Source organism: Elstera litoralis (assembly GCF_000963705.1).
In the GTDB taxonomy this organism is placed as follows: domain Bacteria; phylum Pseudomonadota; class Alphaproteobacteria; order Elsterales; family Elsteraceae; genus Elstera; species Elstera litoralis.
This window is the reverse complement of sequence record NZ_LAJY01000127.1, coordinates 1-15,834: the sequence shown is the minus strand read 5'-3', so window position 1 is coordinate 15,834 and position 15,834 is coordinate 1. Positions and strand designations below refer to the sequence as shown.

Below are 15,834 nucleotides of genomic sequence, written 5' to 3'. Positions count from 1 at the left end.
GGAAGCCCCATCCTTCACGCCCCCGCACGCTTCTCCGCCGTCGCCACCGCTAAAGCCATCGCCAGGCAGAGGGTGGCAGCCAGCGAGCGGAAGGCACCGAAGTCGGTTTCGGCGACTTCGAGCCAGACTTTCGCGATGGGGGCGAGGGGGCTGAAGGCGCTATCGGTGATAGCGAGGATCGGCACGTTGCGCCGCCCGATCAGGGTCGTCATTTCGACCGTGCTCGGGGTATAGGGGGTGAAGCTGATGGCGATCAACGCGTCGTCGGCATCGATGAAACCGGCCTGCTCGGGCAGCAGCGCGCCGAGATTATCCAACAAAATAAAGCGGATGCCGAGTTTCCCGAAGGCGTAGGCGAGGTAGCTGGCGACAGGGAAGGCGCGGCGCTGGCCGAGGATATAGACGGTCTTGGCCCCCGCCAGCAGATCGACGGCGGCGTTGAGGTCGGTTTCGGACACGCGCTCGCGCAGGCGCAAGAGCGAATCCATCGCGGTTTGGGCGAAGCCGTCGAGCAGATGGACCGGGCCGCCCGCGTCGGCACTGGTGCTGCGCAGCCCTTGCAGGCGCTCGGCGTAATCCGGCCAGCGGTCGCGCAGGCGCGAGCGGAAGACTTGTTGCAGGTCGGAAAAGCCGGAATAACCCAGGGATTGCGCGAAGCGGATGAGGGTGGAAGGCTGCACCTCCGCCTTTCCGGCGATTTCGGCAACGGTGTTGAGCGCCATATCGTCCGGGCTTTCCAGGGCGAAGCGCGCCACTTGGGCGAGGCGCTTGGGGAATTGATCCCGTCGTTCCAGAATTAAATCGCGCAACGCCTCGAAACTTTCGGGCGTGCTGCTGCTGGTTGCATCGGCCGTCATGGCATGTCCTTCCCCTTCCTGCTGGCCCCAATTTGGCTTGACAGGCGTTTCAGTCTTAGCATAAACAGAATAAATATTTCAAAATAAACCAGGACGATCCGATCATTCCGAAAATGGATCGCCAATCTCAGGAGGAAACGATGGTCTCTCTCACGCGTAAACTCGCCTATGGGATTCTCGCGGCGTCGGCGCTGCTGGCCGGCACGGCTGCGCAGGCGGCTGGCGAGCGCTTCGTTCTCATCAGTCACGCGCCGGATTCCGATAGCTGGTGGAACACTATCAAGACGGCGGTCAAGGAAGCCGGTCAACATTTGTCCGTTACCGTCGAATACCGCAATCCGCCCACCGGCGATTTGGCCGATATGGCGCGGATCGTGGAGCAGGCGGCGGCCTCGAACCCCAATGGGATTATCGTCACCATTGCGGATTTCGATGTGTTGCGCGGGCCGATTACGAATGCGGTGAAGAAGGGCATCCCTGTCGTTACCATTAATTCCGGCACGCAGGAACAGTCTGCCCGCCTGGGCGCGCTGATGCACGTCGGCCAGCCGGAATATGATGCGGGCTTCGGCGCGGGCAAGAAGGCGAAAGACGCCGGGGTGAAAAGCTTCCTCTGCGTCAATCATTACATCACCAACCGGCCTCGGTGGAGCGCTGCAAGGGGTTTGCCGACGCCATCGGTACGCCGCTCGGCAATCAGATGATCGATTCGGGCATGGACCCGTCGGAAGTCGAAAATAAGGTCGCGGCCTATCTGAAGGCGAACCCGACCACGGGCGGCATTCTGGCCTTGGGGCCGAATTCGGCCCATCCCACCATTCGCGCCCTGGAGAAAACCCAGCAAGCCGGAAAACTGTTCTTCGGCACTTTCGATCTGTCGCCGGAAATCGCGAAAGCGATCAAAGACGGCACGATCAATTTCGCCATCGACCAGCAGCCCTATCTGCAAGGCTATTTGCCGGTGATGGCGCTGACCCTGAACGCGCGCTACGGCGTGTTTCCGGGCAATAACATCAACTCCGGCCCCGGCTTCGTGACTAAGGCGACCGTGGCGCAGGTGGAAAAACTGGCGGGCGAGTACCGCTAAGCTTAAGTCGCGTTCGCGCGCCCTGGCCCCCATGAGGAGAAAGCCCGTGGGGGCGTTTCAGGCGGTATAGGCTTTCTTGGTGGTTCTCTTATCTCCCGTATGCCTTGGGGCGTGGCCCATGCTACGCCCTCTTTTTCCGCGAGGCCGGGGAGTTTTGCTCCAAAGGAGTTTCCCGTGATGAGCGTTGGCGACGCGCCTAAAATGGCGCCCAACAGCCCGCACCCACTTCCCGCAACCCCGAAAGGCGACGAGCGCGTACGCCGCGTCGGCCGGGTGTCGCGCCTGTTGAACCGTCCGGAACTGGGCGCGGTGTCCGGGTTGGTGCTGGTCTTCGTCTTTTTCGCCTTTACGGCGGGCAGCTCCGGCATGTTCGCCGCCGATGGGGTGATGAACTGGCTGACGGTTTCGGCCCAACTCGGCATTCTCGCCATCGGGGCCAGCCTGCTGATGATCGCGGGCGAATTCGATCTCTCCATCGGCTCGATGATCGGCTTTGCCGGCATGATGATCGCCATTCCTGCCAGCTTCTTCGGCGTGCCGATTTGGCTGTGCCTGATTTTCGCCTTTGCCGGCGCGCTGGCGGTTGGCTTCTTGAACGGCTTGATCGTGATCCGTACGGGCCTGCCGTCCTTCATCGTCTCGCTGGCCTTTCTGTTCATTCTGCGCGGGCTCACGCTGGCGCTCTCAATCTTCTTCACCAACCGCACGATTGTCGGCGGGCTGCGTGAGAAGGCGGAGAGCGATTGGCTGGCCCCACTGTTCGGCGGGCGCGTCGGCGGTGCCTTCTTCCGGCAGTTGGCTGAGTGGAAGCTGATCGGCACTTATCCTGATGGCGCGCCGGTCGTGGCCGGGCTGCCGATGGTCGTGGTCTGGTGGCTTATTCTGGCCGTGCTCGGCGGTTGGGTGTTAACCCGTACCCGCGTCGGCAACTGGATTTTCGCCTCCGGGGGCGATGCGAATGCGGCGCGCAATGTCGGCGTGCCAGTGACGAAAGTAAAAATCGGCCTGTTCATGGCGACGGCGGTTTGCGCCACGATTTATGCCGCCTGTCAGGTGATGGAATTCGGCTCGGCGGCGGCGGATCGCGGCCTGCTGAAAGAGTTCGAGGCGATTATCGCGGCGGTGATCGGCGGCAGCCTTTTGACCGGCGGCTATGGCTCGGTCATCGGGGCCTGCTTCGGCGCGCTTATTTTCGGCGTGGTGCAGCAGGGGATATTTTTCGCCGGGTGGAACAGCGATTGGTTCCGCGTCTTCCTGGGCGTGATGCTGCTGATCGCGGTGATCTTCAATAATTATATTCGCCGTAAAGTGACCGGGGAGCGCTAATCATGGCATCATCGACCCCGATTATCGAGGTTCGGGACCTCCATAAATATTTCGCCTCGGTGATTGCGCTCTCAGGCATCTCGATGGCCGTGCATCCGGGCGAAGTCCTCTGCCTTCTGGGCGATAATGGCGCGGGCAAATCGACGCTGATTAAGACGCTCTCGGGCGTACACAAGCCCACCTCCGGGGATTTCTTGGTCGAGGGCAAGCCGGTCCTCTTCACCTCGCCGCGCGCCGCGCTCGATGCCGGGATCGCCACGGTCTACCAAGACCTCGCCATGATCCCGCTCATGTCGATCACGCGGAACTTCTTCATGGGGCGCGAGCCGGTCAAAGGGTTCTGGCCGTTTCGGCAGATCGATTTCGACTATGCCGACCGGGTAGCGCGCGACGAAATGCGCCGTATCGGCATCGATATCCGCGACCCGCAGCAGGCGGTTGGCACGCTCTCGGGCGGCGAGCGCCAATGCCTCGCCATTGCCCGCGCGGTCCATTTCGGCGCGAAAGTGCTGATTTTGGACGAGCCGACCTCGGCGCTCGGCGTCGCGCAAACCTCGATGGTGCTGAAATATATCTATCAGGTTCGGCAGAAGGGGTTGGGGGTGATTTTCATTACCCATAACGTCCGTCACGCCTATGCGGTCGGGGATCGGTTTACCGTGCTGAACCGGGGCAAGACACTCGGCACCTACGCCAAATCCGACATCGAAATCGACGCGCTGCAAAACCTGATGGCAGGCGGCAAGGAGCTGCAAGACCTTTCCGCCGAACTCGGGGGGATGGTCTGATGCTGGCCGACATTGGCGTTGGGCTGATCGGCACCGGCTTTATGGGAAAATGCCACGCGCTCGCCTATGGCTCGGTGAAAGCGGTGTTCGGCTCGGTGCCGACGCCACGCCGCTTGAAACTCTGCGATGCCGACGCGGCGCTGGGGCGGTTACGGGCCGAGGAATATGGTTTCGCCGAGGCCGTGACCGATTGGCGCGCAATTATCGCCGATCCCGCCATTCAGCTCGTATCGATCACGACGCCCAACGCCCTGCATCGGGAGATGGCCGAAGCGGCACTGGCGGCGGGCAAGCATGTGTGGTGCGAAAAGCCGATGGGGCTCACGCTCGCCGATGCCGAAAGCATGGCTTCCGTGGCGCGGGTCGCTGGGGTGCGCACCAGCTTGGCTATAATTACCTGCGCAATCCCTTGATCGCCGAAGCGAAGCGCTTGATCGATAGCGGCGAAATCGGGCGGATCACCCATTTTCGCGGGGTTGTTGACGAAGATTATATGGCCGATGCGGAGATTCCCTGGTCGTGGCGCTGCCAATTGGCGGAAGCGGGCCTTGGGGCGCTCGGCGATATTATGGTTCACCTCGTCAGCCTCGCCCATACGCTCGCGGGCAGGGTTGAAAAGCTGACGGCGCAGATCGAGACCGTGCATAAAACCCGTCCGCTGCCGGATCGACCGGGCGAAGTCGGCGCAGTCGAAAATGAGGATGCGGCGCAGGCGCTGGTGACTTTCGCCTCCGGGGCCTCCGGCATGCTCACCTGTAGCCGGGCGGCCTGGGGGCGTAAGAACCGGTTGGCGTTCGAAATTCACGGCACGCGCGGCACGCTGATTTTCGATCAGGAGCGGATGAACGAGCTTCAGCTTTTTACGGCCTCGGGCGACCCTGCCACACGCGGCTTCCGCACGATCCTGACCGCACCCGCGCATCCCCCCTATGGGCTGTTCTGCCCGGCCCCTGGGCATGGGCTGGGGTTCAACGATCTGAAAGTGATCGAACTTGCGGCGCTGCTGCGCGCAATCGACGGGACGCCTGACCCGTTGGCGGTGGATTTCACGGCAGGGCTTGCGATCGAACGCGTCATTCACGCTATGGTTACAGCGGCCCAATCCCAATCTTGGGTCGCCGTTTAGGGAGAAGATAAGTGGCTCAAGAGATTTCGCATTGGATTAATGGCAAGCTCCAAGCGGGCACGAGCGGCCAGTTTGGGCCGGTGTTCAACCCGGCGACGGGCGAGCAGAGCGGCAAGGTTGCGCTTGCCAATGTCGCGGAAGTGGACGCGGCGGTTGCTATCGCCAAAGCCGCTTTTCCGGCCTGGGGCGGCCTGTCGCCGTTGCGCCGGGCGCGGGTGATGTTCAAGTTCAAGGAACTGCTGGAGCGCGACCGGGCCGAGCTTGCCGCGATTGTGACCGCCGAACACGGCAAGGTTCTTTCGGACGCCGATGGCGAAGTAACGCGCGGGCTGGAAGTGGTGGAATTCGCCTGCGGCATCCCGCACCTGCTGAAGGGCGAATATACCGAACAGGTCGGCCCTGGGATCGATAGCTGGTCGAACCGGCAGGCGCTCGGCGTCGTTGCCGGGATCACGCCGTTCAATTTCCCCGTCATGGTGCCCTTGTGGATGGCCCCGGTGGCGCTCGCCACGGGCAATTGCTTTATTCTGAAGCCGTCTGAGAAAGACCCCTCCGCCGCGCTGAAAATGGCGGCCTTGCTCACCGAAGCCGGGCTGCCCGATGGCGTCTTCCAGGTGGTGCAGGGCGGGCGCGAGTCGGTGGAACGGCTGCTGGTTCACCCGGATATTCAGGCGATCTCCTTCGTCGGCTCAACCCCGATTGCCGAAACCATTTACCGCGTTGGCTCGGCGCACGGTAAGCGCGTGCAAGCCCTGGGCGGCGCGAAGAATCATATGGTCGTGATGCCCGACGCCGATCTCGATCAAGCCGTCGATGCCCTGATGGGCGCGGCCTATGGGTCGGCGGGCGAACGCTGTATGGCGATTTCGGTGGCGGTTGCCGTGGGCGGCGTCGGCGATGCCTTGATGAAAAAGCTGGAGCCGCGCGTGCGTGCCCTGAAAGTCGGACCGGGCACCGATCCTGCCGCCGAAATGGGGCCGCTCGTCACGGCTGACCATTTCGCCAAGGTGAAATCCTATATCGATTTGGGCGTTACCGAAGGCGCAAACCTCGTCGTCGATGGCCGGGGTCTCAAGCTGCAAGGCTATGAGGATGGGTTCTTCCTCGGCGGCAGCCTGTTCGACAATGTGACGCCGGACATGCGGATTTATAAAGAGGAAATCTTCGGCCCGGTCTTGGGCGTCGTGCGCTCGGAAAATTTCAGCGATGCGGTCGATCTCATCAATGCCCATGAGTTCGGCAATGGCACCGCCATCTTCACCCGCGACGGCGACGCGGCGCGCGAGTTCGGCAACCGCATTCAAGTTGGCATGGTCGGCGTGAATGTGCCGATTCCGGTGCCGATGGCCTTCCACAGCTTCGGCGGCTGGAAGCGCTCCCTGTTCGGCGATCATCACATGCATGGGCCGGAAGGCGTGCGCTTCTACACGCGCCTGAAAACCATCACTCAGCGCTGGCCCACCGGCATTCGGTCGGGCGCGCAGTTTACCATGCCGACGCTGGGCTAAACCGCCAGGGGGGGCGCGGCGATCCGGAGAAATAGCGCGCCATAGGCGGCCATGAACTCTCCGAACCGCCGCGTCTGCCGGTTCGGGTCTTTCGCCGCATCATCGTAGCGGCGCAGGCGCAGGGCTTCTTCGACGAACGGGCGAGTGCGGAAGTCGGTGCATTCCTCGGCGCTCATCGGCCCGCCTTGCAGGGCGAGCGAGCGGATCGAATCCTCGGAGAGAAGCTCGGTATAGCCGGGCTCGGTGGCGCACAGGTAGCGCTTGGCGGCGACGTGCAGGCGGACGGGCTCGCTCACCTGCCTGGGGAAATGCTGGGCGAGCCAATCGGCCCCCAAATCCTCGTGACGGTCGTCGACCCCGGCGCGGGCCGGGTCTTCGCCTAACTCATGGACCATATGGCCGACATCGTGGAGCAGGGCTGCGAGGATCAGGGCCGGGCTTTCGCCCGCTTCCGCCGCCAATTCCGCTGATTGCAGGGCGTGGGCGAGTTGATGGACGTCGGTCAACCCATAGGCGCGGGTGGCACGGCCTTCGTAAATATCGGTGAGTTTGGCGAGCAGGCTCATGGCAAAATCCCGAGGTAATGGCCGAGGCAATCCTGCGCAAGCCCAAAGGCGGTGCTGGCCCCTGTGCCGCTGGTGACGCAGGTGATGGCGATGCGCGGGTCGGGCGTTTCGATGAAGGCATCCTGCTCGGCGCTACCGTAGACCCCCACCCAGCGTTCAACAACCTCCGACCGGCTGAGGTCGAGCGTGCTGCGGGCGAGGTCGAGGATTTTCCGATCCACGCTTTCCGGCGCAAAATCATCCACCGTCGCGCCGTAATGGTGCGAATCGCCGACGACCAACGAGCCATCGGCGCTTTGTACGACGATCAGATGAATACCGTCCGCCAGAATTTCCGGTGCTTCCTGCTGCAATTGCGCCGCCAGGGCCGGTTGGGAGGGGCAGACATGGTAGCCGCGATAGCGCAGCAGCCCAAAATCGCTCATCACCGCGTGCGGTAGTCGCCAGCCCGGATCGGAGAGGCGCAGCATGTGCAGCTTGCACTCCTGCGGGCGATGGCGGGCGATGACCTCGGGAAACAGCGTGCGGAAATCATGACCGGGGCAGACGGCAATCGCTTCCGCCTCAATCGGGCCAAGGGCGGTTTCAACACGGCCCGGCACGATGCCTGTAACGGCAACCCCCCGCCGAAAGCTGACGCCTTGCGTTTCTTCCAACCACGCCGCCAGCTTCGGAATGGCGGTGCGCGATTCGACGCGCAACTCGTGCGGGGAGTGTAGTCCGCCGCTCAGGCCGTTTCCGTGGGCGAAGGGTAGGGCGGCGCGCACTTGCTCCGGCTCCCACAGAGCACATTCCTCGCCCATCGGGTGCCGCGCGAATTCTTCGATCACGCGGCGCGCGCCCGGCGAATGGGTGAGCATCACCAAACCCTTATGCAGCACGTCGATTCCAGCCTGCGGGACAATTTCGGCCCAAATATCGCGGCTGAAACGCGCCCGCCGCCAGGTATCGCCCTGGCCTTGGCCAGTGACGGTGACGAAGCCGAAGTTGCGGACGGAAGCGCCATTGGCGCGCATATCGCGGTCGATCACGACCACTTTTAGTCCGGCGCGGGCGGCGAGGGTTGCATGGGCAAGGCCGACGATTCCGGCCCCGATCACGGCGAGATCATAACGCATCGATGAGAAATACCTTTACCGTTCGGTCCAGCGTTTGCGGCGGCGTTCGATCCAGCCGACGAGGGCGAGTTGCACGAGTTTGGCGGCGGCACAGAGGCCGACGATCACCATCCCCATCGCGGCGGCGGAGGCGGTCGCGCCCGCTTCGTCCATATTGACAATGGCGATGGAGGCGGTTTTCGTTCCGGCGACATAGAGAAAGATGATCGCCGACAGGGTGGTGGCGGCATTGGTGAAGAAATAGATCCAGATACCCAGTAGCGTCGGCAAACACAGGGGCACGGTCACGCGGAAGAACGTGCGCCACACCGGCACTTTCAGCGACGCCCCGACCGCATCGAACTCCCGGTCGATGGCGGTGAGCGCGGTCGTCGCGGTCACATAGGTGACGGGGACGAGGCGCATCACCGTATTGAGGATCAGAATCGCCAACGTTCCATACAGCAGGTTCAGCGGGTTCCACGGCGCGTTGAAAAAGAAGATATAGGCGAGCCCCATCACCAGCCCTGGCACCGCCAGCGGGATCAGCATAATCGCGCGCCCGAGGGTAACGAGGCGCGGTGCGTCCTTGGTTCGGTCGAGCAGATAGGCGGCAACGAAGACCAAGGGCGTGCCGATACAGGCGCTCCACGCGCCGAGGCGCAGCGTGTTCCACACGGCGGTCCAGCCTTGGGCGTCGACCTCGTCGAAATCATAGTGGCGCAGGGTGAGTTCGAGATTATAGGGCCAATAGCTGACGACGGAGGCCCAGGCGGAAATCCCCAGGATCAGCAGAATTGGGGCGGCGACCAACAGCCCATAGCCCAGCGCGAGCCCATCTCTCCGGCCCTCCGGTTGCGGCACCAGCGGCACGGCGCGCGCCGTCAGTTGCGCCTGCTGGCGGCGCTGAACGGCGCGGTCCACCAGAAAGGCGGCCAGCGCAGGCAGCAGCAGCACAAGCCCGATCACGGCCCCCATTGGGAAATTCTGCTGGCCGACGACCTGCTTATACACATCGGTCGCCAGCACGTTGAACTGCCCGCCGATCACCTTCGCCACGCCAAAATCGGTGATGACCTTGGTAAAAACGACGAAAACCGCCCCCACCAGCCCATAGCGCGCGCCCGGCAGGGTAATGGTGAAGAAGATCCGGCGCGCGGGCGTGGCCAAGCTCGCGGCGGCCTCGTACAGGCGCGCGTCGGCGGTGGCGAGCGCGGTCACGAGAATGATGAGCGCCTGCGGGAAGGTGAAAAACACATGGGCCATGATAATGCCCCACGGCCCGTAAATATCGAAACCCTCCGGCAGAATTGGGCGCAAAAGCCCCTGATTGCCGAACAGATAAATCAGCGCAATCGCGGGTAGAACGGAGGGCGCGAGCAGCGGGATCGCCGCGATGGCGTTGAACGCGCCGCGCCCCTTGGCGCAGGTTCGCGTCAGCATATAGGCATAGCCGAAGGCCACGGGGACGGTGATGAGCACCACGACCCCGGCGGTCCAGAAACTGTTCCACACCGATTGGGCGAGGCTGGGGGTCGCAAAAAACCGCAGCAGGTTTTCCGCGCCCACGAAATGCCCGTCGCGCGATTCGAGCGCCAGTTGGAACAGGCACACTAACGGCACGGCGATGCCGAGCACCAGCCCCGCGACAATCGCGGCGAGCCCCGCGCGTAAGGCAAGGGCTCGAGGTGGAGGGGCGCGCGGGCGCTGGGCTGAAGGGCCGTCATCGCCTCAACCCGCCGGGAATAGATGCAGGGCGGCAGGCGGCACGATCACGCCCATCGGCGCACCGGGGGTGAGGTTGCGGCCCTGTTGGTAATGCTGGCCGACATCAAGCCGCAACGGCACATCGCGGGCAAGGCCGCAGTCGAGTTCCAGTTGCAGGCTGGGGCCGTGAAAGGTGACGGTGGCAATGGTGCCGTCGATGCGGTTGACGGGGCTGTCGTGCGTCTCGGCCAGATGCAGGGCTTCCGGGCGGATGCGGATTTCGACGGGGCCGCGGAGGCCTCCCGTTTCTGCCGCAAAGACCTGACTGCCGCAGCGCACCTGACCTGGGCTGAGAATCTCCCCCGAGACGGCAGTCATCACGCCGACGAAATCGGCGACGAATAGGCTGGCCGGGCGGGTGTAAATATCTTGCGGGCTGCCGATTTGCTCAATGCACCCATCGCTCATCACCACGATCACATCGGCCATCGTCAGCGCCTCGTCCTGATCGTGGGTGACCATGATCGTGGTGATGCCGAGGCGGCGTTGTAGGTCGCGGATTTCGGCGCGCAACCGCAGACGCACGCGGGCGTCGAGCGCCGACAGCGGCTCATCGAGCAATAGGAGGCCCGGCTCCACCGCCAGCGCGCGGGCGAGGGCGACGCGCTGTTGCTGACCGCCGGAAAGCTGACTGGGGAATTTCCCGCCCGATCCGGCGAGGCCGACGACGCTCAGCAGTTCCTCAACGATACGCTGCCGTTCGGCCTTCGGCACGCGGCGGTTCACCAGCCCATAGCCGACGTTTTCGGCGACGCTAAGGTTGGGGAACAGCGCATAGGATTGAAAAACGATGCCAAAATCGCGCTGGCCCGGCGGAAGCTGCGAAATATCGCGCCCGGCCTGAAAAATACTGCCCTCATCCTGCCGGTCGAGCCCGGCGATGGCGCGCAGCAGGGTCGATTTCCCGCAGCCCGACGGCCCGAGGAAACAGACGAAGCTGGAGGGGGGAATATCGAGATCGATGCCGCGCAGCGCCTGGAATTTTCCAAACCATTTGTTCACCCCCCGCATCGACAGATACGGCGGGACCGGGGGCACGTCGGCGGCGGCGGTCATGGGCACTGTCTCGTCGAGTAGGCGGGTCATGGCAACCTCCGGCGGCGCGAAAGGGAGGGAGCCGAGGCGAACCCCGGCTCCCCAACCGGCTTTAAACCTTAGTCTTAGTTCTTCGGGGCCGATTTGCCATCATAACGGCGCGTCCATTCGGCGAGAACCTTATCGCGGTCGGCGGCCATTTTGCCGAAGTCCATTTTCAGCATTTTGGCTTCCGCATCGGCGGGATAATTCTTCGGCGCGGCGTTCACGTCCTTATGACCGACGACGGCGTAGGATTTGCCGTACAGCTCGTGGGCGGCTTTTGAGACGGTGAAGTCGATCAGCTTCTTGGCGGCATCGGCGTTGGGGCGGCCTTTGACAAGCGCGGTCGCTTCCATATCCCAGCTAATGCCATCGGTCGGCACGATCACATCGAGCGGCGCGCCATTATTCTTTTCGCGCACGGCGCGCATATCGATCCCGACCGAGCCGGTGCGCTCGCCCTTGGCCGATTGTACGTGTGGGGCCGAACCGGAATGGGTGTAGACGCGATATTCTCATGCAGCTTATCCATATAGGCCCAGCCTTTTTCCTCACCCATCGACTGCAACCAGCCCGCGACTTGCAGATAGCCCGTGCCGGAGGAGGCGGGGTTCGGCATGACCAGCTTGCCCTTCAACTGCGGTTGCAGCAGATCGGCCCAGGTTTTGATCGGGGCGGCGCCGGTTTTGGCGAATTCCGGCTGATTGACGGCGGCAAACGACAGGAAGGCATCCATCCCGGTCCATTTCGGCGGGTTGGCGCTATCGCGGAAGCTCGGCTTCAGGTCGGCGAGGCCCTGCGGCGCATAGGCTTCCAGAATGCCGGCCGCGTCGAACATCAGCACGGAGGAGAGGGCGACGCCCCAGATCACATCGGCCTGCGGATTGGCTTTTTCGGCCAACACGCGCGCAGTAATGATCCCGGTCGAATCGCGTACCCAAGTGATTTCGATGCCCTTATTGGCCTCTTCGAAAGCCTTTTTGAACGGGCCGAGTTGGTCGTTCTCAAGGGCGGTGTAAACGCTCAGCTTGGTTTGCGCGAGGGCAGTGCCCGACAGCAGCAGGGCGGCGGTGAGCATCGTCCCAAGTTTCAGCGAAACAGGCATTTTTCTATCCTTAAATCGGAGGGGATGGGGCGTTAAGCGGTTGGTAATTGTCCGGCGGCGAGCCTGCCGCGAATGGTATCGAGCACCGGCAACAGATCCGTGACGGTATCGACGACGAAATGCGCCCCGGCGTCGAACAGCTTTTGGCTGGCGGCGCGGCGAAGCTCGACCTGGGCTGTGGGGGAAAGGGCGTTCCAGGCGGCGACGGTGAGGCCGACGGCATTGCCCGACACGGCGACGCCGACGGTCCAAGTGCCCGCCGCGAGCCCTTCGGCGATGCCGGGTTCGGTATCATCCACCTTCACCACGCGGGCCGGATCGGCGAGGCCGAGGATTTTAAAGCACTGGTGCATCATCATCGGGCCGGGGCGGCCTTCCGGCAGATCGTCGGCGCAAACGACGACTTCCGGCGCATAACCTTGTAAGGCTGCGACGGGCAGCACCTGTTCGATAATGGCGCGGGTATAGCCGGTAGTGGAGCCGATCTTCACGCCATCGGCCTTCAGCCGCTCGACAATCGCGAGCGCGCCCGGCACCAAATCGGCGAATTGCGCGGCAACGGCCACATTCATCGGGCCGAATTCGGCATAGAGCCGGTCGATATCGGCTTCGCTGGCAGCGGTGCCGAACGCGCTCTGCCAAGCAGCAGCGATGCGCGGTTGCGTTAGCATCGCCGCGATATGGGCGCGTTTGGGCAGCCCCATCGGCACGCGCGCTTCGGCGACGGAAACCTCCAGCCCATTGCGGCGAAAGAGTTCGACGAACACGCCCATCGGCGCGTGGGAGCCGAAGTCGATCATCGTGCCCGCCCAATCGAAAATTACGGCTTCGATGCGGCTCATCGGCTTCTCCCTCACTGACATACGGCTAACGAGGCGCAGGATAGGGATTTCATCAAATTCGGTCCAATCCATATATTCGTAATATATTATAGGTAATGCCTATGCGTGGCCGATGGGCGGCATGGGGAGAAAATGTTGAATTATCATCAGATTCGCGCCTTTCACGCCGTGGCGCGCGAAGGCAGCATGAGCCGGGCGGCGCGGACCTTGGGCGTGTCGCAACCAACTTTGTCGGAACAGATCAAAGGGTTGGAGGCGCAGTATCAAGTGCGGTTATTTGCACGGGAAGGCCGCGCGCTGGTTTTGACCAGCCTGGGGCACGAGCTTTACGGGCTCACGGTGCGCCTCACCGATGTGACGGATCAAATTCAAGCGCTGCTGGGCGACCGCTCGACGGTCGATCTCGGCGGCGCGTTGCAGGTGGTGGCCGATGGCCCGCTGCACGCCGCCTCTCTGCTGGCGCGGTTCCGTCAGCAGTATCCGCAGCCGCAAATCTCGCTGGCGGTGACCAATGCCCCCGCCGCGCTGAAGCAGATTATCGATGGTGTCGCCGATATCGGCATCGTTGCCGATCCGAAAGTGGTTCCGGGGCTGCATTTCGTACCGATTGGTGAAGATCCGCTAGTGGCGGTGATGGCGGTCGATCATCCGTTGGCGGCGTTGAACAATATACCAATCGCCGCGCTGGCCGGGGTGACGCTGCTGCTGCGCGAGCCGGGCTCCACCACGCGCGCCGTTACTCTCGCGCTTTTGGATCGGCACCAGATTACCGCGCGCGAGACCATCCAAGTGGCGACGCGCGAGGCGATCCGCGAGGCCGCCGCGCATGGCTTGGGCGTCAGCCTGATTTTCGATTCGGAAACGGGGGACGACCGCCGCTTGGTTAAACGCTCCTTGGCAACCGTCGGCCCGGTGGCGGGCTGTACCGAATATGTCGTGTGCCAAGAAGCCCGCCGCCGCCGACCAATTCTACGGGCTTTCCTAGAGTTGGCCGAAGCTTACGGCCAGCAGTGGCGGCGCAATCAACAGGTTTAGGGATGGGCGCAGGGGAGGCGGGATCATTATTCCGCCAAAAACCGCGCCCGCTGCTCTGGAACCGGAATCAGGCAGGTCGTGTGCTGCCCGAACCAGCGATAGCGGTTGCGGGCGACGCAATCATAGGCCCTATCGGTCGGCCCGCGCGGCAGAAACCTGAGAAACCGCAACCAACGCCACGGCGCGCGCAGGTAGGCCGCAAGCCGAAACGCGGCCTCCGACCGGCCATAGGTTTTGCCATTTTCGACAAAGAGAAACGTCTCCGGCATCGCCGCGAGCCCCAGCGCGCCGACGATGCGCTGCCCGGCCTCCGACTGTACCGCACAGAAGCGAACCACGGGTGCCGTTTCGGTCCGCAGAACGAAGCGGACCGTGCGGCTGCACAGAACGCAGTCCCCATCGAACACGAAAAGCGGGGCGGCGGGCACGGGTTATTCCTGGGGTTGATTCTGGATCTGATTCTGGGGTTGATCCGGGGCTTCGGGTTTCGGGCTCAGCATCGGCACGAGCGATTCGGCGATGCCGGTAATTCCGGCGTTCGAGAGGCCCGCGTCTTTCATCACCGCGTCGATGATCGGCTTTGCCACCTGATATTGCAGGGCGGAGTTCATCACCTGCTCCGGGAAGGTCGCGCCGCCGCTGCCGGTAGCGCCGCTTGCTCCGTTTCCGTCACCGTTGAGGCCCGTCACCTGGACGATGCGAATCGAGTCGATCTGCTCCATCGGCTTCACGGCTTTCTCCAGAATGGCGGGGAGCTGTTGCAGCAGCAGCGTGCGCACTTGCAAATCGATCTGGGCGGCGGACAGCGTATTGAGCGCGGCATTCAGCGCCCGGCGGCCCTCGGCTTCGGCCAGGGCGGCTTCCTGCTTGGCTTTGGCTTCAATCGTGATGGCCTCGGCGCGGTCCATCGCCGCTTCCTTTTCGGCAGAGGCGGAAACGCGCACGGCGATGGCATTTTGTTCGGCGAGCTTTTCGGCTTCGATCAATTGGATCGATTTTTCACGCTCGGCGGCGGCGACCTGGCGGGCGGTGGTCACGGCTTCTTCAGCCTTGGCTGCTTCGGCGCGGGCAAGATTGGCGGCGGCTTCGGCTTCCGACTGGTCGCGCGACTTTTGCGAGATGGCGATTTGCGTATTCTGCCGGGCGATTTCCACCTCTCGACGCTGCTCGGCAGTTAAGACCTGCGTGTTCCGCTCCACATCGATTTCCTGGGTGCGGATGGCGAGATTCTTATCGATTTCCGCCGCTTTGACTTGCCGTTCGGCGTCGATGCGCTTTTGGCTGATTTGCCGGTCGGCTTCCACCTTCACGGCTTCGGCTTCCTGATTGCGGTTAGCCTGTTGGGTTGCAATCAGCGCCATTTGTTCGGCGCGCGCGGTCTCAATTTCCCGCTGCTGGCTGAGTTGGGCGAATTCCTGGTCTTTTTCGATGGCGAGCTTCTGGCGGTTGGCGTCCAAATTCTTGGCGCGCACCTGCATTTCCGTATCCTGCTCCACATCGTTGCGCTGCTTGCGCCGCGCTTCGGTCTGTTCGGTCAGACGGGTCAGGCCTTCGGCGTCGAACGCATTATTCGGGTTGAAGAACTGCTTGTCGGTTTGATCCAAACTGGTCAGCGAGACCGATTCGAGTTCCAGCCCGTTCTTTTCCAAATCC

The 15,834-nt window shown here is 63.0% G+C and carries 17 protein-coding genes and 1 pseudogene; 8 read left to right on the top strand and 10 right to left on the bottom strand.

Annotated elements, in window-relative coordinates; all coding sequences use genetic code 11:
• Positions 1–14: 14 nt before the first annotated feature.
• Complete coding sequence (locus VZ95_RS06315; protein ID WP_045775103.1) at positions 15–857, bottom strand: MurR/RpiR family transcriptional regulator; 843 nt, start codon at positions 855–857, stop codon at positions 15–17.
• A 140-nt stretch (positions 858–997) separates the two neighbouring features.
• Between VZ95_RS06315 and VZ95_RS28040 the strand changes: the two genes are divergently transcribed.
• From VZ95_RS28040 to VZ95_RS06290, 7 genes are all read left to right on the top strand, one after another.
• Positions 998–1,561, top strand: a complete 564-nt coding sequence (locus VZ95_RS28040) for a substrate-binding domain-containing protein (RefSeq protein WP_198148131.1) — start codon at positions 998–1,000, stop codon at positions 1,559–1,561.
• Positions 1,504–1,944, top strand: coding sequence for a substrate-binding domain-containing protein (locus VZ95_RS28035; protein ID WP_198148130.1), 441 nt, complete (start codon positions 1,504–1,506; stop codon positions 1,942–1,944). Before VZ95_RS28040 ends, VZ95_RS28035 begins: the two co-directional genes overlap by 58 nt.
• Positions 1,945–2,121: 177 nt before the next feature.
• Entirely contained in the window at positions 2,122–3,270 is a 1,149-nt protein-coding gene (locus tag VZ95_RS06305) for an ABC transporter permease (protein ID WP_045775102.1), read from the top strand.
• A gap of 2 nt (positions 3,271–3,272) precedes the next feature.
• Positions 3,273–4,058: an ATP-binding cassette domain-containing protein gene (locus VZ95_RS06300; RefSeq protein WP_045775101.1), complete on the top strand. Its 786-nt coding sequence runs from the start codon at positions 3,273–3,275 to the stop codon at positions 4,056–4,058.
• Positions 4,058–4,471 carry a Gfo/Idh/MocA family protein gene (locus VZ95_RS25215; protein WP_198148129.1) on the top strand — a complete coding sequence of 138 codons (414 nt, stop codon included), beginning with the start codon at positions 4,058–4,060 and terminating at the stop codon, positions 4,469–4,471. The genes VZ95_RS06300 and VZ95_RS25215 overlap by 1 nt, the downstream gene beginning before the upstream one ends.
• The gene (locus VZ95_RS25210; protein WP_198148128.1) at positions 4,468–5,184 is read left to right on the top strand and encodes a Gfo/Idh/MocA family protein; all 717 of its coding nucleotides are present in this window, start codon (positions 4,468–4,470) and stop codon (positions 5,182–5,184) included. Before VZ95_RS25215 ends, VZ95_RS25210 begins: the two co-directional genes overlap by 4 nt.
• An 11-nt stretch (positions 5,185–5,195) precedes the next feature.
• Positions 5,196–6,692, top strand: a complete 1,497-nt coding sequence (locus VZ95_RS06290; RefSeq protein ID WP_045775100.1) for a CoA-acylating methylmalonate-semialdehyde dehydrogenase — start codon at positions 5,196–5,198, stop codon at positions 6,690–6,692.
• Here VZ95_RS06290 and VZ95_RS06285 read toward each other — a convergent pair.
• The 7 genes and pseudogenes from VZ95_RS06285 to phnX all read right to left on the bottom strand — a co-directional run bounded on the left by VZ95_RS06285 (position 6,689) and on the right by phnX (position 13,146).
• The gene (locus VZ95_RS06285) at positions 6,689–7,258 is read right to left on the bottom strand and encodes an HD domain-containing protein (RefSeq protein WP_045775099.1); all 570 of its coding nucleotides are present in this window, start codon (positions 7,256–7,258) and stop codon (positions 6,689–6,691) included. The two genes, VZ95_RS06290 and VZ95_RS06285, sit on opposite strands and share 4 nt — an antisense overlap.
• The gene (locus VZ95_RS06280) at positions 7,255–8,376 is read right to left on the bottom strand and encodes a TIGR03364 family FAD-dependent oxidoreductase (RefSeq protein WP_045775098.1); all 1,122 of its coding nucleotides are present in this window, start codon (positions 8,374–8,376) and stop codon (positions 7,255–7,257) included. Before VZ95_RS06280 ends, VZ95_RS06285 begins: the two co-directional genes overlap by 4 nt.
• Positions 8,377–8,391: 15 nt before the next feature.
• Positions 8,392–10,014, bottom strand: a pseudogene (locus tag VZ95_RS06275) (putative 2-aminoethylphosphonate ABC transporter permease subunit); the annotation flags it as partial.
• 72 nt (positions 10,015–10,086) lie between these two features.
• Positions 10,087–11,208: an ABC transporter ATP-binding protein gene (locus VZ95_RS06270; protein WP_232302514.1), complete on the bottom strand. Its 1,122-nt coding sequence runs from the start codon at positions 11,206–11,208 to the stop codon at positions 10,087–10,089.
• A gap of 74 nt (positions 11,209–11,282) precedes the next feature.
• The gene (locus VZ95_RS28030) at positions 11,283–11,630 is read right to left on the bottom strand and encodes an ABC transporter substrate-binding protein (RefSeq protein WP_269747070.1); all 348 of its coding nucleotides are present in this window, start codon (positions 11,628–11,630) and stop codon (positions 11,283–11,285) included.
• The gene (locus VZ95_RS06265; protein WP_269747069.1) at positions 11,585–12,304 is read right to left on the bottom strand and encodes an extracellular solute-binding protein; all 720 of its coding nucleotides are present in this window, start codon (positions 12,302–12,304) and stop codon (positions 11,585–11,587) included. Before VZ95_RS06265 ends, VZ95_RS28030 begins: the two co-directional genes overlap by 46 nt.
• Positions 12,305–12,336: 32 nt before the next feature.
• Positions 12,337–13,146 carry a phosphonoacetaldehyde hydrolase gene (gene phnX, locus VZ95_RS06260; RefSeq protein WP_045775096.1) on the bottom strand — a complete coding sequence of 270 codons (810 nt, stop codon included), beginning with the start codon at positions 13,144–13,146 and terminating at the stop codon, positions 12,337–12,339.
• A gap of 132 nt (positions 13,147–13,278) precedes the next feature.
• Here phnX and VZ95_RS06255 point away from each other — a divergent pair, with 132 nt between their 5' ends.
• Positions 13,279–14,181: a LysR substrate-binding domain-containing protein gene (locus VZ95_RS06255; RefSeq protein WP_045775095.1), complete on the top strand. Its 903-nt coding sequence runs from the start codon at positions 13,279–13,281 to the stop codon at positions 14,179–14,181.
• Between the two features lie 26 nt (positions 14,182–14,207).
• Here VZ95_RS06255 and VZ95_RS06250 read toward each other — a convergent pair whose 3' ends face one another.
• The gene (locus tag VZ95_RS06250) at positions 14,208–14,609 is read right to left on the bottom strand and encodes a thiol-disulfide oxidoreductase DCC family protein (RefSeq protein WP_045775094.1); all 402 of its coding nucleotides are present in this window, start codon (positions 14,607–14,609) and stop codon (positions 14,208–14,210) included.
• Between the two features lie 3 nt (positions 14,610–14,612).
• Positions 14,613–15,834: flotillin domain-containing protein (locus tag VZ95_RS06245; protein WP_045775093.1), on the bottom strand; the 1,222-nt coding region annotated here is incomplete at its 5' end.